Source organism: Pseudovibrio sp. JE062, from assembly GCF_000156235.1.
GTDB lineage: Bacteria > Pseudomonadota > Alphaproteobacteria > Rhizobiales > Stappiaceae > Pseudovibrio.
The window spans coordinates 790,438-807,964 of the sequence record NZ_DS996805.1 but is presented as its reverse complement, the minus strand read 5'-3'; the positions used below and the strand labels follow the sequence as shown (position 1 = coordinate 807,964).

Sequence of the window (17,527 nt, the reverse complement as noted above, 5' to 3'; positions counted from 1 at the left end):
ATTATGCTTTCACACGTAACATCTTTGGATCATATAGCGGTGCAAGGTGTACCTCGCAGGGGACGCGTTCTGTGGCGACTTCAAGTTCGTAGTGGCCATCCAAAACGAAATCTGAATCGACACCATCGCTGTTTCGGACATATCCAAGACCAATGGATTTTTGTAGGGTATGCCCGAAACCACCTGAGGACAGCCAGCCGACACGAACACCATCGCGGTAGATCGTCTCGCGGCCCGAGAGGATGATGTCGCTATCTGTTACAAAGGTTGCGAGCATCTTCTTAACGCCGTGGGTCCTTTGCTGTTCGATCGCATCGCGCCCTTTAAAGGCAATGTTCTTTTTCAGCTTCACAGCCCATCCAAGGCCTGCTTCTTCCGGCGTATGGTCAGGCCCGATGTCGCTGCCCCAGGCACGATACCCTTTTTCCAGGCGCAGTGTTTCAATGGCTCGGTACCCCGCATTTCGGAGGCCTAACTCTTTGCCAGCTTCATGGAGAGCCGCATATACACTGGTGGCATACTCCACTGGCAAATGAAGCTCCCAGCCGAGTTCCCCCACATAGGTCACTCTCAGAGCGTGGACCGGGCAACCTGCAATGCCGATCTTTCGTGCTTGACCAAAATGGAAACTCTCATTGCTCACATCATCTCGCGTCACCCGTTCCAGGATGTCGCGTGACTTTGGTCCCATGAGGGAAAGCACCGAAAAAGCAGAGGTGACATCGACCAGCTGTACATTCATCCTCGCGGGGATATTGCGTGAGATCCAGTCGAAGTCATGGGTGACAAAACCGGTTCCAGTGACGATGTAGTATTCGTCCTCTGCAACGCGAACGCAGGTCAGATCGCACTCGATACCGCCATGGTCATTCAGCATCTGCGTATAGATCAATGTGCCGATTGGCTTGTCGACATCGTTGGCAGCGATCCAGCTGAGGGCATCAACCGCATCAGGGCCTTTCAGCGTAAACTTGGCAAAGGACGTCTGGTCAAAAAGAACGGCAGCAGACCGTGCTGCCTCGTGTTCCCGGCCCACAGGTTCGTGCCAGTTCGGCCTCGAGAACGTGTAGATATCCTGCTGCTGCTCGCCGTTTTCGATATCTGCGTACCAGTTGGGGCGCTCCCAGCCCAGCTTCTCACCAAATACAGCACCGTCTGCTTTCAGATGTTCGTAAAGAGGTGACTTGCGGCAAGGGCGACCACTTTCATGCTCTTCATTGGGCCATGCCATTGTGTAGTGTTTGGCGTAGGCTTCTTTGGTGCGTGTTCTGATCCAGTCACTGTCAAAATGCGGGCGGCCAAAGCGGCGGATATCAACGGGCCATAAATCAAACGGCGGTTCACCTTTGGCGATCCATTCAGCCAGAGCCATGCCAGCTCCACCACCAGCAGCAATACCAAAGGCGTTAAAGCCTGCATTGACGTAAAAGTTTTTCAGCTCCGGTGCTTCCCCCATGATGAAGTTCCCGTCGGGAGTGAAACTTTCTGGTCCATTGATCAACTCTTTGATCCCGGCAGTCTCCAGCGCTGGCACACGGCCAAGGGAAAGTTCCATTAAAGGCTCAAAGTGGCCAAAGTCGCTGTCGAGCAAGGTGTAGTGGAAGCCTTTTGGAATACCGTCTACTGCCCAGCTCAGCGGATTGGCTTCATATCCACCCATCACAAGACCGCCCACCTCTTCTTTGTAGTAGGTCAGTCTGTCCGGATCCCTCAATGTCGGCAGGTCTCTGGGAACACCAGGAATGGGTTCAGTCACGAGATACTGATGCTGCATCGGAACCAACGGCACATTCACACCAACGCTTTTTGCAAAGTCTCGTGTCCATTGTCCGCAACAGGCGACCACAACTGAGCAGTCGATCCGACCACGGGAAGTCTCAATGCCCTTGATTACGCCTTTTTCAACGTCGACGCTCAGCACTTTGGTGTCTTCAAAGATCTGCGCACCAGCCATCCGTGCACCTTTGGCAAGAGAGAGGGTAATGTCCGATGGGTTGGCCTGACCATCACTGGGCAAAAAGGCGGCCCCCACCACATCGTCCACCTGCATCAGTGGCCACAACTCCTGCGCTTCCTTCGGAGACAGCAACTGCATATCAAGCCCGAAAGAGTGGGCAGTCGTTGCTTGTCGTTGAACCTCTGTCCAACGTTCATGATTGCAGGCTAGCCGAAGCCCGCCATTCATTTTCCAGCCTGTCGCTTGCCCGGTTTCCTCTTCGAGGCGCTTGTAAAGATCTACGGAGTAGCCAAGCAGCTGCGTGATGTTCGCATTAGACCGCAACTGCCCCACTAAACCGGCTGCGTGAAAGGTCGTACCGGAAGTCAGCTTCTTACGCTCCAGCAGCACAACGTCCCACCCCAGTTTGGCAAGGTGATAGGCTGTTGAGCATCCAACAATGCCGCCACCAACGATCACAGCTCTGGCCGTTTTCGGTAATTCCTTCATTGCAACCTCATTTTAACTGTAGCGCAGCATAAGCACGTTCAAACCGGAGCAGGTTTTCTCTGGTGTAACTGGCGTAATCAAACTGGATTTTGGATGTCTGCTCGGAAACCATACTCCACATGCTTTCACGCAGCAAAGACGCGCATTTCATCGCGTTGTATCTCTCCCACAACTCATCTGAGACGGGCATGTCGAAATAGATTGCTAGAAGCAACTTCTGCAAGTTTTCCGTAAGACTGGCGTTGGTGGCTAAACCTCCAAGGTCAAACAAGGGAGAGTTCATGCCGGCATATTCCCAATCCACCAGCCAAAGCCGACCGTTTTCATTCAATATGTTGGCAGGTAGCAAATCGTTATGGCACAGCACCAGATGTACATTGCCAACAGCAGCCTCAAGCTTTTGCGCTTTTTGCATCAGATCATCCAGCTTGGGTATGTGATCGGAATCGAGCAAGCGTAGGGTTTCTGTGTAATCCCGCAGGATATGAAACACCCAGAAAGCCAAAACAGGCCCTCGGATCAGTTGCGTTGCGTCTCTGTGAACTTTTCCAAGCAGAGCAGCGATCAACTCAAGCATCTCAGGCTGCTGTATTTCTTCCTCACTGAGCGGATCAGCTGGAATGTAATCCTGAACAAGCGCGCCTTTTTGAAAATATCGAACCGCAGGGGCAACACCAGCTGCATGAGCGGCCCGGCAAGCAGAAAGCTCGTTAAATCGCATCACCCCATGTTCAACGATGTCTTCTCCCAGCCGAACAACATAGGTGCGACCTTCATCGGTGATCTTCACGTTGAAGTTCGTAATGCCACCGCCCAGTATCTCAGCATTGCTCGGCGCTTTCCAGAAGGGCAGTTCAAGTGCTTTGGTTACAGCTAATTCCTTCGTCAATGTCTCAGTCATGTCACCAGCCCCAATCTTGCTTGAGAGGATTTAGCGAGCGCAGATAAAATACGGTCCGCAATAATGGCAATGAAGGCAACGGCAAGACCCGCCACGATGCCTTGCCCAGTGTTTGCTTTGGTAAGAGCGATGTAAACTTCCTGGCCCAGATCGCGTGTTCCAACCAATGCGGTGATCACAAGCATGGAAAGAGCCAGCATAATGGTCTGGTTCAATCCCAGAAGAAGGGAAGGGACCGCCAATGGCAGTTTGATACGCCAGAGCAACTGCCAGCGCGTGCATCCTGAAACTTTGCCAGCCTCGATAACCTGCGGATTGATCTCGCGTATACCGTGGGCAGCATACCGTAAAGCGGGCGCCATAGCGTAAAGCACAATCGCCACCATGGCGGAAAATTCGCCAACCCTGAACAGCATGACAACCGGAATGAGATAAACGAAGCTCGGAAGCGTCTGCAGCGTATCAACCAGTGTGCCAAGAACCCGGTTCGCCAGTTCAGACTGCCCCGCCCAAACCCCAAGCGGCATTCCTATGGCTGCGGCCAGTAAGACGGATACGCCGCAAAGATAAACGGTGATCATCGCATCCCGCCAGAGACCGTTCACTGCGATGAACCCAGCAAGTGTCGTGCAAAGCAAGCCAAGCTTAAGGTCTCCAACGCGCCACCCTATAAGCCCCAGCGCAACAATGCCCCATGCCCATGGGATGCCAACAAAAAAGCGCTTTATAGGCAACAGAAGATAGGTCAGCAGTGCGGTCTTGAAAGCCTCAAACACCTCAAAGAAGTTGATGTTGATCCACTTGATAGCCTCATCCCAAAAGGAACCGGTCGTGACCGTCAACGTTTCTGGATAGCTTTGCAGAAATGGAAACAACTTCCCCAGCAATGCCAGCACAACAATGCTGAGTAGTACAATCCCAACCAGAGGAAGTGGCTTGATATGATCAATACCGAGCTTTTCATTTTGTCCGTGGTCTTGCTGCGAAAACGCCTGGCTCAGCCGGTCCAATGCAATTGCGATGACAACGATGGCCAATCCTGCTTCGATACCACCACCAATATCCAATCGCCGCAGGGCTGCCAACACGTCATAACCCAACCCGCCGGCACCAATGATTGATGCAATGATGACCATGTTCAGGGAGAGCATGATGACCTGATTAACTCCAACCATCAGTGTTGGCAGAGCTGAAGGCAGCAGAACCTTCCACATCATCTGGCGAGACGTACACCCAGCCATTTGCCCAGCTTCATGTAACTGTGTTGGCACAGATTGAAGAGCAACCAACACAACACGCACCATCGGCGGCATGGCATAAATGATAGTTGCGAACAGCGCAGAAACCGGCCCAAAGCCAAACAGGAACAGGATGGGCACCAGATAGGCGAAGATGGGGACCGTCTGCATAAGATCCAGAATTGGACGCAGAAGTCGTTCAAAACCCGCAGACTTGTAAGCCAGAATGCCAAGCACAAGTCCGCCAATCACACCAAACGGCACCGCAATAGCAATTGAAGCCAGCGTCACCATCGCGCTTTGCCATTGCCCGAAGACCGCGAGATAGAGGAAGCAGCCAGCGACCAACAGCGCCAAACGCCTGCCTCCAACACGAAATGCCAGCAGTGTAAGCAGCAGTGTAACAGCAATCCAGCTTAAGGACGGCAGAACCTCGACAGCCTGCTGACCCACGCCGGAGTTAAAACCATCTGCCAGCAAAGCCCTCACAGCATCATAGGGGACTTCAATCAAAGCCGAAAAGAAACGTGTAAGCTCACGAAACGTGAAAAGCTCAAAACTGGCATCTTCAACCAACCATGACATGAAACTGCTGATCCGGTTGTCCAACTTCCATTCCCACGCACTGGGAAATTTAATGATCCATCGCGCCCCCGAGGCCTTGTACAGCTGAAACGAGTAGGCGGAGAGCAACCAGGTTGCGGCAAAAAGCAAGCCCCAGAACAGAGCAGGACTGCGAAAGCGCTCCGAGAGTTGGTTGATCATTCCACCAACTCCTGTTCCAGCATCAAGCTAACAATCCTATCGCGATCTATGGTTCCAATCGGCTCACCATCATCATTCATCACACGAAATGGACGGTTTGATTTTCCGACTTGAACCGCCACATCCGCGACCTTCAGATGCGTACTCAAATCTCCAGAATACGAGCCCGCAGAGCATCCTGGCTCCATGATTGTTGCAAGCTGAATGACTTTGGTCTTGGGAATATGCTGGGTGAATTCTTCCACGTACTCTGTTGCTGGATGAGTGACCAGCTGTTCCGGCGTTGCAATCTGGACGATTTCGCCATCCTTCATCACGGCAATTCTGTCTGCTAACCGAATAGCCTCCTCAAAGTCATGGGTGATGAAGATGATCGTCTTGTGAAGTTTGCTTTGAAGTCGCAAAAATTCATTTTGCATCTCACGCCGGATCAAGGGATCCAGCGCAGAGAAGGGCTCATCCAGAAACCAGAGATGAGGATCGCCGACGAGAGATCGCGCAATCCCAACCCGCTGCTGCTGCCCGCCAGAAAGCTCGCGAGGATAGGCGTTTTCACGTCCCGTCAGGCCAACGGTATCAATCATTTCCTGTGCACGCGCCTCGCGTTCTGCGCGGCGGACACCCTGCACATCCAATGGAAAAGCAACGTTTTGAAGGACGGTCAGATGCGGCAGCAAAGCAAACTGCTGGAACACCATACCCATCTTCTTGCGCCGAACCTCAATGAGCTCGCGCTCAGACATACTGAGCAGGTCTTGCCCTTCAAAACGTATTGCACCTGCGGTGGGTTCCACCAAACGGGAAAGGCAGCGCACCAAAGTTGACTTTCCAGAACCGGAAAGGCCCATGATCACGAAGATCTCACCCTTCATAATCTGCAGATCTGCAGCACGAACAGCACCCGTCAGCCCAGCAGCATCCAGTGCCTCAAGATCTGGCGTGGACGATCTGTCACGCAGAAAGGTTTCCGCATTAGACCCGTAGATCTTCCAAAGATCCTGGCAATCCAAAAGGACAGACTGGTTCATGAAACGTCCCCACAAGCGCTGATCGTCAACTGGAAGCAAAGGAAGATCTGGCCTCGTATCAAGGCCAGATCCGGGGCTGAGTTATTTTAACCAGCCCTGCCATCTTTCTTCATTTGCAGAGAGCCATTCACCGACAACGGCATCAACGGCTTGACCTTCCAGGTCGACTTTGGAGATCATCGCGCTCATTTCAGCATTGCTGACGTGGAAGTTGGAGATTGCCTGCGCAGCGCCTGGCCATTTTTGACCTAGACCCGCCCAGGCAACCTTCCAGATGGGGCCAGTGGGTTTGCCACAATCATAGGCTGCACTGGTGTTAACTCCCGTTGTCGCATCCTGATAGCAGGCGGCAGAGTAGGGCGGAAACTCAATGAACTTTCCGTCATACTTTGCAGGCGCCCAATGCGGCTCATAAAGCCAGAGAATGATGGGCGCCTTGCGTTGATAGGCAGACTCCAACTCTGCAAACAACGCAGCATCGGTACCGGCATGGACAACTTCAAAATCCAACTCCAGAGCCTCAACACGTTCTTCATCAAAGCCACCCCAGGTGACCGGACCACCCAGATAGCGCCCTAGTGGTGCAGTCTCAGCGGTTGAAAATTCCTCGGCGCAGTCTTTGAGAGCTTCCCAGTCCGGTAAGCCGGGACAAACGTCTTCCATATAGGATGGATACCACCATTCCTCGATGGCGATCATGCCGCTTTCACCCAGGCTCACTACATTCCCGGTTTCAATGGCTTCATCCATCGCTTCCCGACCTGTGGTTTCCCAGATCTCCATGGCAACGTGTAGATCGCCGGTCTTCAGGCCAGCAAACTGGGCAATGTAGTCGGCTTGTACATACTCGATGTTATAGCCAGCCCGTTTCAGAACTTCCCCCATGATGGTGGTGGTGATGATCTGACCAGACCAGTCATGCGTTGTGATTTTGATTGGATCGAGAGATTCAACGTCGGCATTGGCTGCACTGATGCTCAAAGCCATGACCAAAGCAACTGATGGAATTCCAGAGTATTTCATCCTGTCCCCTCCTGCAGATGATTTTCCTCATCTCAACGCTGCAAGAATTGAAGCCAGCCCCCCGAACAACTCTATCAGCGTGCACTTAGCTTACGTTGAGGTATTTGAGAAAATCAACATAATCCCACAGATATAATTCTAAAATAATGTGCCAATGTGTGGGTTAATGTGGCTATTTGAGGTATTTTGTGTTTTGAGTAACGGGACTTAACACTGGCATGTGCAAAGCTGTTGTGGAGCGGATTTCATGGAAAACATTAATAATCAAACCCAAAGTGAAATCCTGGAAGCGGTCAGAAAGGCGGGAGGAACGAGCCGAATCGTAAGCCTCGCCAAGCACCTTGCAGTCTCCGAAGAAACCATCCGCCGCAATGTGAAATCTCTCGCGAAAGAAGGATTTCTGGAGAAAGTCCATGGGGGTGTGCGTCTACTCCATGAAGACAATGAAGAAAGCGACTTTCACGCACGAATGCTTGAGTGTCCGGCAGCAAAGAGAAAAATCGCTGCAGCAGTCGCAAACATGATCGAAGACGAAAGCTCACTCTTTTTGGATGTGGGCAGCACCACCGCTTTCATCGCCGATGCGCTCAAAGACCATAAGCGCCTGATGGTCGTCACCAACTCGGTCGCCGTTGCTTACAAGCTTGCCACACGAAATGAAAACCGTGTCTTCATGGCCGGAGGAGAACTGCGCGCCCATGATGGCGGCGCTTTTGGCGCCACAGCAGCAAGCTTCTTTGAGAACTTCCAGACAGACTACGCCATCTTGTCTGCCGCCGCCATAAGCCCAAGCAAGGGCATCATGCTGTTTGACCTTGAAGAAGCTCAAATCTCTAGAACAGTCATGCAACACGCCAACTGTAAAATCGTGGCCGCAGATTCCAGAAAGTTCACCCGAACAGCCCCAATCAATGTCTGCGATCCAACTTTGATTGATACGCTTGTCACAGAGCAGAAACCAACCGATACGTTTTATCAGTCAGCAGAGAGTTGGAAGGCCAAAATCGTCGTTGCCAACTAGTGCGATTTAGAGCCAAAGACCGCCATCAATGCAGGGCTGAGTGCCATTCTGCTCAATCCCAATTGTGTTGGTTGTCATTCAATCTAAAGGTAACGTCACTGACAGCTTTGAAACTTCCATGAAGCTCAACAGTCACACTCAGCCATAACAAACCAGCTGAATCAGTTAATCCGTAGCAGCCGCTTCAGCTTTGTTTGAAAACCACCACGCTTTTCCTTGCGTGCCAACTCTTCCTCTGAAATCAAGAACGTCGTTTGCACCACGTAGCGCTCGCCTTTAAAGGATGGGTGCCCGTGCCAGCTTGTTTCTGAGCGTTTGAAGGCGAAGACATTGCCAGCAAGAGGAGACACCTCTTCGGCATAGTCATCCATGTCCTTGTCACCGTTCAGCGCGCGAATAGCTCCGCCTTCTGCATTGTCCCAGTCATCATTAAGGTAGATGAGCATGGTGCAGATCTTGGACTTGGAATCGTTATGTATCCGGCCATCTCCATGTTTTGAAAGGCGGCGCACGGTGATCATCCGTGGTTTGTCTATGAGGTTCAGACCCAGCTTGTCAGAAAGGATCTCTGCAAGCTCAGGCTTCTGCAAATCCTCGATCAAGCTCTGAAAGGCACCAGTCGCCTCTAATTTGGAGAGAGGCAAGTAACCTGTCTGTTTGATCTCAGGATAATCACGACGAATGTCAGCAGCTTGCTCTTTGGTAAGAACATTCTCTCCAACCATGTACTGGAAAGGATTTGTGCGAGTATTGGAGGCCCTGAGAGCATCGAAATTGATCATTTTCTGACTTCCCTGAAAGCGCTGCTGCCGCGTCGTTAAACTTATATGAATGCAAGCTGTAACACGCTGCGAAAGCTTCCAAAATTGTCAGTTCTTAGTGCAGAATAATCACGTTTGGATTTTAAATGAGAAGAAGTCAGCGGCCTAATCCCACCGCTCTAGGGGAACGAGACGCATGCTGAAACTGTGAAGGCTCCAGCATGCTGTTTGGTGGCTCAGATCAGCTCTGCCTGAGAGAGATGCAGATACTGCATGAAGCGTTCGTATTGGGTCACCACATCCGCGATCAGCTGTTCTTCTGTATAGCCAAGAACATCGTACTCCTGACCACCTTGAGCCAGAAATACCTCAACACGGTAGTAGTTTGTGCCTTCATCATCGCTTTCTTCTTCACCGTCTTCATCATCAATCAGATGACCCGGACCAATCGCGAGGGCCGTGGTGAAGTAGCGCTTGCGCAGACCATAGACGAAGATGGTTTCCTCCGATTGCTCAATGGTCAACCGGTAGTTTCTGGAACCGGTCAACGTGGTGGTGAAACCGCGTTTCTCGAACTCTTCCTGAACCTTCTCCAGAGCAGGCTTGCCCACGGTCTGCATAAACTGCCGTGCATCCTGCAATGTCGCATTCTCAGTCAAAGTTCCAATACGCTGGCGCCAGTCCACCGTGCTCTTGGTGTATTGAACCGTAGTGTGGTGCATCTGCAGGTTTTTGGTGCGCAAGGCATCATCCTGCAAGGCTCTATATAGCCCAAAGCACATCAGTAGCATCACAATGAGAAAGGGCAAGGCACTGGCAATAGTCGCCGTCTGAAGGGCTCCAAGGCCGCCGGCGTACAATAAGATGATTGCCACAAGCCCCTGCAAGACAGCCCAGAACACACGCTGCCACACAGGTGAGTTGATGTCACCGCCAGATGTAAGGCTATCGATCACCAATGAACCGGAGTCAGAAGAGGTTACAAAGAACACAACCACCAGAACGATGCCGAGCATGGACAGCACGGATGAAAACGGCATGTATTCAAAGAACTTGAAGAGCGCCAGTGATACATCCGATGAGACTGCTTCAGCCAGATTGTCCGCACCGCCATGAAGGATCAGGTCGATCCCGGTGTTCCCGAAAATCGTGAACCAGATCAGACTGAAACCGGTTGGTACAAACAGCAAGCCAACAAGAAACTCGCGGATGGAACGGCCGCGCGAAACTCGCGCGATGAATGTACCAACAAACGGAGACCATGAAATCCACCAGCCCCAGTAGAGCAGGGTCCAGCCACCCAGCCATTCGTCTTTTCTGTCATAGGCATATAGGTTGAAGGTCTTATGGATTAGGTCTCCCAGATACGCACCCGCATTTTGAACGGCAGTCTGCAACAACGTAACGGTAGGCCCCACGATCAACACCAGCAACATGATGCAAACCGCAAGAATGAGGTTCGTCTCTGAAAGCCGCTTCACACCTCTGTCGAGGCCGGAAAAGACCGAAGCGGTTGCCATGCTGGAGATCAGGACGATCAGGATAATTTGCGAAGTTGTCGAAACCGGAACATCAAACAGATAGTTCAGCCCTGAGTTTACCTGAAATGCACCGTACCCAAGCGACGTGGAAACACCAAACAGCGTACCAAGAACTGCAAACGTATCCACCGCATGACCAATCGGCCCATAGATGCGTTCCCCAATGAGCGGATACAGCGCCGAGCGAGGCAGCAACGGCAGCTGATGGCGATAGGTGAAGTAAGCCAGCGACAACGCAACTACGCCGTAGATTGCCCAGGCATGCAGCCCCCAATGGAACATGGTGATCTTCATGGCCTCGCGAGCGGCTTCAATCGTGTAGCCTTCCATCCCCGGAGGAGACATGAAGTGCATGATTGGCTCAGCAACACCAAAGAACACAAGTCCGATCCCCATGCCTGCTGAAAACAGCATGGCAAACCAGCTTTTGTAGCTATAGTCCGGTTCTGCATGGTCGGGCCCCAGTTTGATGTCTCCAAACCGGCTCACCATGATGAACAGGATGAACAGCAGAAAGATCGCAACGGCGAGAATGTAAAGCCACCCGGTATTGGTTTCGATCCAGTCCTGAATGCTGGTGTAAAACTCCTGAGATCCTTTTGGCCAGATAACCGCAGTGAGCAGCAGCAGGAAGATCAGCGAGATCGAACTGATAAAGACGGGGGGATTAAACTTATGTTTTATTGTCATGGCGTGCTTCAACAAGCGCCGAAAAATGCAAAAAGACGCACGAGTGACGAGACCTGCATTTTTCATGGTCAAACTAACTTGGTTGTGTAGACGGTCCCTTAAAACAACCAGTCCAACTCTGGCTTGTTCTGATTGAAGTCTAAGCAGAACAGCAAAAGCGGGGCGCTGGAAATACGCTCACCCCATCTCCTAGGCAATTGCTTTAGTGTCGCAGTCCGCAATACCTATTACTCGGTGTTTTTCGCAGTTTGAGCTTACTTTAAAGTAATGCGCTTGGATGAAATGGTATTCACACCGCTAAAAGCCAAGAAAAGGCCGGCTCAACACGTTAATCATCTAAAAAAGGCACTCAAAAACGCTTCTCAGAGTGTTTTGGTGCAACCAATCCTGAAAAAGCCTGATTTAGCGCCTGTATGGTGTTGACCGTTCAAATCCAAAAAGGTTAGCTGCGGCATTACAACTGTTTCTCGTGTGGGCTGTGCCATAGGGGCACGAACCACCAGACAAAGAAAAACACCATGTTCGCGCAGCACCAACGTGCGCGCGAAGTGGTCTATCATTGTTAAACTCCTTGGAAGATCTTGATGAACACATCCAGACCGCTCGAAAAAATCAGTCACAACACCCTGTTCCGGGAAGGTGATATCTTCGTTCTGTTCGGCGAGCTTTTTGGACGCGGCTATGCCACTGGCCTGCTGGAGCAAGCCAAAGCTGCAGGCATGGACGTCATCGGCATCACCGTTGGTCGCCGTGACGCTGACAACACCCTGCGTGCGCTGACTGACGAAGAGCTGGCTGAAGCTGAAGCGAACCTTGGCGGCAAAATCATCAACGTGCCTCTGATGGCTGGCTTTGATCAGGATGCGCCGGAAGGCACACCAACGCCAACCGAACTGGTCAACGAAATGACCATGGACACCTGGCAGGAGCACAAGCTCGACTGGGATCATCTGGCAAAATGCCGTGAGCTGGGCACCGAGCGTTTTAAAGCGTCTCTGGCAAAGATCATGGACCAGCTGAATGGCATGATCCCAGCAGGCAAGAACGTGTTCTTCGCCCACACCATGGCTGGCGGCATCCCACGTGCAAAAGTCTTCATGGCAATCGCAAACCGCATCTACAAAGGCCGCGATGCACGTCACATGCCATCTCAGAACCTGATCGATAGCGATCTGGGCAAGCTGATCCTGCAGAACTTTGACGAAGTGACTGCAAACAGCTTCGGTCACCTGCTGGAAGCAAGTAAGTCCATCCGCGAGCGCATTGAAGCTGACGGCGGCCAGGTGCGTTACACCGCTTACGGTTACCACGGCACCCGCGTTCTGATCGACGGTGACTACAAATGGCAGACCTACACCAGCTACACGCAGGGCTTTGCCAAAATGAACCTGGAAAACTTTGCGAAAGCGGCTTGGGATAATGGCGTGAAGGCAACTGTCTTCAACTGTCCAGAAATCCGCACCAACTCTTCCGACGTTTTCGCAGGTATTGAGCTGTCTCTTCTGCCTCTGCTTGCAGCCTTCAAAAAAGAAGGTGGCGGCGCATGGGTGGATGGCATCTGGCAAAAGTGTCAGGATCTGCTGAAAGACGACGCGACCGTGGAAGACATGCTGCAGAAAGTCTCTGACTATCAGCAGGATGAAGCCATGCAGCCATTCTACAACTTCGAAGCATGGCCAATGCAGAACTCTGCAGCGCAGGTCGACAAGACCGTTGGCACCTCTCAGGAAATCGTAGACCTGCACAAAAACCGCAAAGAGCTGATCAGCGATGAACTGAGCCAGCACGTGGTCGCAGCAACCGGCGCGCTCATCTTCGGCGAAGCCAGCGAACCAGCAGCACCAGTCCTCTGGCTCGACCACGACATGGTCGCCCAAAGCCTCATTCAGTCAAACTGAACCTGAGCAGTAAAAGCGAAACATTTCGAGAAACGGCCCTTCATTTGGAGGGCCGTTTTTTATTGCAAACACAGATTGTCTTGGCAATTGATGCAAAACCTTGCGGTGAGGGCTGAGCTACGTTTATGCTGAGAAACTGACAGACAGCAAGAACAATGGATTAATCGGAAATTTGCGGTGGACTCCGGTTGTCTGGTGGCAAGCGGTTACCTATATGGATGTTTCCTTAGCACAGCTCGGAACCAAGTTTGGCTCACAGGAGCGTGCTGGAAGGCAAACATAGCCGCTGAGCTAGGAGAATTCTCAGGTGACATTCAAAGGAATTTGCGAAATCGATTCCATCAGGCATCCGCAAATTTAGGACAATCGTCCTTTCACGAGCGTCACATTCTTCCCATAATCGAAAATTCAAATTGCATTGCCAAAAACAGAGAGCTTTGAGGAGCTTACTTCGCTATGACACTTAATCGAATTCTTGCTGCAATCGGCATGACTGGAGCCCTCACAGTTGCGGCTCACGCTGAAATCGTTGTTTCTTCCAAAATTGACACAGAAGGCGGCCTCCTCGGAAACATCATCGCTCTTGCGCTTGAAGATGCTGGTCTGCCTGTCGAGCGTCGTTTGCAGCTCGGCGGTACGCAAGTGGTGCGTGAAGCGCTGCTGGCGGATCAGATTGATATCTATCCGGAATACACCGGCAACGCCGCTTACTTCCACAACGAAGCGGACAGCAATATCTGGAAAGATGCAAAGGCTGGTTATGCTCGCGCAGCTGAGCTGGATGGCGAGAAAAACGGTCTGGTATGGCTACAGCCAGCACCAGCAAACAACACCTGGGCAATTGCCGTAACTGGCGCTCTCGCAAACCAGAACAACCTTGCAACCATGTCAGACTTCGGCGCATGGGTTGCAAAAGGTGGTGACGTCAAACTGGCTGCTTCAACTGAGTTCGTGTCTTCGCCAGCTGTTCTGCCAGCAATGCAGGAAGCTTATGGCTTCAAACTTTCTCCAGACCAGACAGTTGTTCTTTCTGGCGGTGATACTGCAGCAACCATTCAGGCAGCAGCACGTGGAACTTCCGGTGTAAATGCAGCCATGGCCTACGGCACTGATGGCGGCGTTGCAGCAACAGGTCTAGTGGTGATGACCGATGACAAGGGCGTTCAGCCGGTTTACGAGCCAGCGCCGGTTATCCGCAGCGAAACCCTGAAAGAATATCCGCAGGTTGCTGAGGTTCTGAACCCAATCTTTTCTGGCCTGGATCTGGCAACGCTTCAGGAACTCAATGGCCGCATTCAGGTGGGTGGTGAGCCAGCAGCTGCTGTTGCGAAGGACTATCTGACCAAGACTGGTGTTCTGGACTAATTACCCACGTTATGCCTAGCAGGATCAAATCGTCAGTCTCAGGGCCCGGACTTTTGTTCGCGGTTCTGGGGCTTTTTGCCTTGTTCGCACCTTTTCTGACGCTCGCAGCCAACCGGATCGTAGCAGGTGATGGTATCCCTGTCTGGGCAGTTGCTGCACCGGAAGTGACTGGTCCTGGGCTGATCGTCATAGCTCTGAGCCTTGTTCTGGGCCTGCCAGCCGTTTTCCCCAAACTGCGGTTGATAGGTGCTGCTTTAGGCATCACGGCTTTGGTCTGGTTGCTCATGCAAGGCTGTGAAACGCTCCTGCAAGGGGCAGGGACGTATGCAAGGGTGTCTTTGGGAAGCGGGTTCTGGTTCCTCTTTGCGATCCTGCTCTTGCTCGCAGCAGATGCCTTGTCGTATCTCGCCCCTGGACCGCTCACACGAGGCGCGCTCTTGATTGGGACGATAGCGGCTCTGGCCTTGATCCTGTGGTCAGGGGCCTTAACCGACCTTTCCATCTTCAAAGAATACGCCAGCAGACAGGATGCCTTCTTTGATGCTGCAGGAAGGCATTTGGGATTAGCCTTCGGTTCTTTGGCCGTTGCCGCGGTCATAGGCTTCCCGCTTGGTGTTTTAAGCCACCGAAACGAAAATCTGCGCAGTACAGTGCTGCCGATACTCAGCTTTCTTCAGACAATTCCCTCGCTCGCCATGTTCGGTATCATGATCCCTATTTTGGCATGGGTTGGAACAACAATACCCGGAGCGCGGGAACTGGGCGTGGCCGGAATTGGATTTCTCCCAGCCTTTCTGGCGCTTGTCATCTATTCATTGCTGCCGGTCGTAGCCAACACCGTTGTGGGTTTGGAAGCGGCTCCGCCAGCGGCAATGGATGCTGCGCGTGGTATGGGCATGACACGCAATCAACGCCTGTTGCAAGTCCAGCTGCCACTTGGCCTACCTGTCATGCTCGCAGGCATCCGCATTGTCTTGGTGCAAAACATCGGTCTTGCAGTCATTGCCGGACTGATTGGCGGCGGTGGCTTTGGAACCTTTGTTTTCCAGGGCCTCAATCAAACCGCAACAGACCTGATCCTGCTCGGAGCTTTACCAACAGTGGCACTGGCTCTGATCTCTGCGATCACAATGGACATTCTGGTCGAGCTCGCCCAGCCAAACACAACGAGGCATCAATGATTGAGATCGACAACATCACCAAGATCTATGAGGATCGCCCTGCTGTTGATGCCGTTTCAATGACCATTGAGAGCGCAACGATCACCGCTATTGTCGGCACGTCCGGCTCCGGCAAAAGCACTCTGCTGCGCATGATCAACCGCCTTGTTGAACCAACTTCAGGTGAAGTGCGGATCAATGGAGAGCCAACAACAGGCATGGCAAAGAACGCGCTGCGCAGACGGATCGGCTACGCCATTCAGGGTCATGGCCTCTTTCCACACCACACCGTTGCTCGCAATATTGGCGCAGTACCAAGGCTGCTGGGATGGGACAAGGCAAAGATAAAGGATCGGGTAGATGAGCTCCTCGATCTGTTCTCTATGCCACCTGAAGAGTTTCGTGGCCGCTATCCGGCAGAGCTCTCCGGCGGACAGCAGCAACGCGTCGGTGTCGCCCGAGCCCTGGCCTCCCGTCCGGATCTTCTGCTCATGGATGAACCCTTCGGTGCGCTTGATCCTATCATCCGCACAAGAGCACAGGCAGACCTTCACCGTATCCAACGCACTCTCGGCTCCACAATCCTTCTTGTGACGCACGACATGGAAGAGGCCATCCAGTTGGGGGATCAGGTTGCAGTCATGGATCAGGGACGTCTGGTCCAGCACGGCACCCCGGCAGAGATCATCAGCAACCCAGCGACAGACTTTGTTGCGGAGATGGTTGGCGGTGTTGATCGCCCACTCCGCTTGCTGTCCTTGCTTCCCATCTCTGACATTCTGGAGGACGGAGCTGCAGAAGGTGAGCCAATAGATGAGAAGGCGAACCTGCGAGAGGCTTTGTCTGCGTGTCTGTGGAGCGGACGAAATGCTGTCCCGGTGGAACGAAATGGCGCTCTGATCGGTCAAGTGACTCTGAAGGCAATCCGGTCCAGAGCGGAGGGCACCCATGAGCTGGGCTAACCTCCTAAGAACCGTCGTTTGTGCCTTGATGCTCGCGCTGGTTCTGCGTCCTGAATGGTTTGAAGCCATGTTCGCACCATTCGCGCCACAAGGCGCTGCAATCATCTATGACCGTGCTTCACTTCTGTCGCTTTCGCTGAGCCACCTCGGCATCGTCGCGGCTGCATCAGTGGCCGCGATCATTGTTGCCGTGTTGCTGGCCATCCTTGTGACACGGCCTTCTGGCAAGGCCTTTCTGCCACTCTCCCGCACAATCGCGAATATGGGCCAGACATTTCCGCCCGTTGCCGTGCTTGCGCTGGCTGTTCCCATGCTGGGGTTCGGCTCAGGCCCAACGCTGGTCGCCTTGTTCCTCTATGGCATCCTGCCGATCTTTGAAAATACCATGACTGGCCTCTCAACCCTGCCACCAGCCACAATGGAAGCGGCCAGAGGAATAGGCCTCAGCCGTCGCCAGCGTCTGTTTCAAGTGGAACTACCGCTGGCACTCCCTTTGATCCTCACGGGTATCCGCCTGTCAGTCGTCATTGCCATCGGCACCGCCACAATCGGCTCAACCGTTGCAGCACGCACACTTGGAGAGGTCATCATCGCCGGCCTGCTCACCAACAACACCGCCTACGTCCTGCAAGGCGGTCTCATCGTCGGCCTGTTCGCCGTCCTGATCTACGACGCACTCACCCAGCTGGAAACCTTCTTCCAAAAACGCCTTGGACTGGCCCACTAAC

General features: G+C 52.7%; 13 protein-coding genes. 6 read left to right on the top strand and 7 right to left on the bottom strand.

Annotated features, from left to right (window positions below; genetic code table 11):
* Nucleotide 1 precedes the first annotated feature (1 nt).
* The 5 genes from PJE062_RS03410 to PJE062_RS03390 all read right to left on the bottom strand — a co-directional run bounded on the left by PJE062_RS03410 (nucleotide 2) and on the right by PJE062_RS03390 (nucleotide 7,401).
* Nucleotides 2–2,446 (bottom strand): FAD-dependent oxidoreductase, encoded by a 2,445-nt coding sequence (locus PJE062_RS03410; RefSeq protein WP_008546334.1) that lies wholly within the window; start codon nucleotides 2,444–2,446, stop codon nucleotides 2–4.
* Nucleotides 2,447–2,453: 7 nt separating this feature from the next.
* Nucleotides 2,454–3,347, bottom strand: a complete 894-nt coding sequence (locus PJE062_RS03405) for a choline/ethanolamine kinase family protein (RefSeq protein WP_008547213.1) — start codon at nucleotides 3,345–3,347, stop codon at nucleotides 2,454–2,456.
* The gene (locus PJE062_RS03400; protein ID WP_008547063.1) at nucleotides 3,344–5,350 is read right to left on the bottom strand and encodes a proline/glycine betaine ABC transporter permease; all 2,007 of its coding nucleotides are present in this window, start codon (nucleotides 5,348–5,350) and stop codon (nucleotides 3,344–3,346) included. The genes PJE062_RS03405 and PJE062_RS03400 overlap by 4 nt, the downstream gene beginning before the upstream one ends.
* Nucleotides 5,347–6,378, bottom strand: coding sequence for a glycine betaine/L-proline ABC transporter ATP-binding protein (locus PJE062_RS03395; RefSeq protein WP_008546320.1), 1,032 nt, complete (start codon nucleotides 6,376–6,378; stop codon nucleotides 5,347–5,349). Before PJE062_RS03395 ends, PJE062_RS03400 begins: the two co-directional genes overlap by 4 nt.
* Before the next feature lie 81 nt (nucleotides 6,379–6,459).
* A complete protein-coding gene (locus tag PJE062_RS03390) occupies nucleotides 6,460–7,401 on the bottom strand; it encodes an ABC transporter substrate-binding protein (RefSeq protein ID WP_008546432.1) in 942 nt (313 codons plus the stop codon).
* 247 nt (nucleotides 7,402–7,648) lie between these two features.
* On the opposite strand from PJE062_RS03390, the gene PJE062_RS03385 reads away from it, so the two are divergent.
* Nucleotides 7,649–8,422, top strand: a complete 774-nt coding sequence (locus PJE062_RS03385) for a DeoR/GlpR family DNA-binding transcription regulator (protein ID WP_008546328.1) — start codon at nucleotides 7,649–7,651, stop codon at nucleotides 8,420–8,422.
* A 161-nt stretch (nucleotides 8,423–8,583) separates the two neighbouring features.
* Here PJE062_RS03385 and PJE062_RS03380 read toward each other — a convergent pair whose 3' ends face one another.
* Entirely contained in the window at nucleotides 8,584–9,204 is a 621-nt protein-coding gene (locus PJE062_RS03380; RefSeq protein WP_208982118.1) for a 2OG-Fe(II) oxygenase, read from the bottom strand.
* 215 nt (nucleotides 9,205–9,419) lie between these two features.
* Complete coding sequence (locus tag PJE062_RS03375; protein WP_008546253.1) at nucleotides 9,420–11,414, bottom strand: BCCT family transporter; 1,995 nt, start codon at nucleotides 11,412–11,414, stop codon at nucleotides 9,420–9,422.
* A 584-nt stretch (nucleotides 11,415–11,998) separates the two neighbouring features.
* Here PJE062_RS03375 and PJE062_RS03370 point away from each other — a divergent pair.
* The 5 genes from PJE062_RS03370 to PJE062_RS03350 all read left to right on the top strand — a co-directional run bounded on the left by PJE062_RS03370 (nucleotide 11,999) and on the right by PJE062_RS03350 (nucleotide 17,526).
* On the top strand, nucleotides 11,999–13,312 hold the full coding sequence (locus tag PJE062_RS03370; RefSeq protein ID WP_008547304.1) for a hypothetical protein: 1,314 nt from the start codon (nucleotides 11,999–12,001) through the stop codon (nucleotides 13,310–13,312).
* 456 nt (nucleotides 13,313–13,768) lie between these two features.
* Entirely contained in the window at nucleotides 13,769–14,677 is a 909-nt protein-coding gene (locus PJE062_RS03365) for an ABC transporter substrate-binding protein (RefSeq protein ID WP_008546667.1), read from the top strand.
* An 11-nt stretch (nucleotides 14,678–14,688) separates the two neighbouring features.
* Entirely contained in the window at nucleotides 14,689–15,858 is a 1,170-nt protein-coding gene (locus tag PJE062_RS26670; protein ID WP_037035863.1) for an ABC transporter permease, read from the top strand.
* Nucleotides 15,855–16,799 (top strand): ABC transporter ATP-binding protein, encoded by a 945-nt coding sequence (locus tag PJE062_RS03355; RefSeq protein WP_008546974.1) that lies wholly within the window; start codon nucleotides 15,855–15,857, stop codon nucleotides 16,797–16,799. Before PJE062_RS26670 ends, PJE062_RS03355 begins: the two co-directional genes overlap by 4 nt.
* A 28-nt stretch (nucleotides 16,800–16,827) precedes the next feature.
* Nucleotides 16,828–17,526 carry an ABC transporter permease gene (locus tag PJE062_RS03350; RefSeq protein ID WP_008546872.1) on the top strand — a complete coding sequence of 233 codons (699 nt, stop codon included), beginning with the start codon at nucleotides 16,828–16,830 and terminating at the stop codon, nucleotides 17,524–17,526.
* Nucleotide 17,527: the final 1 nt, after the last annotated feature.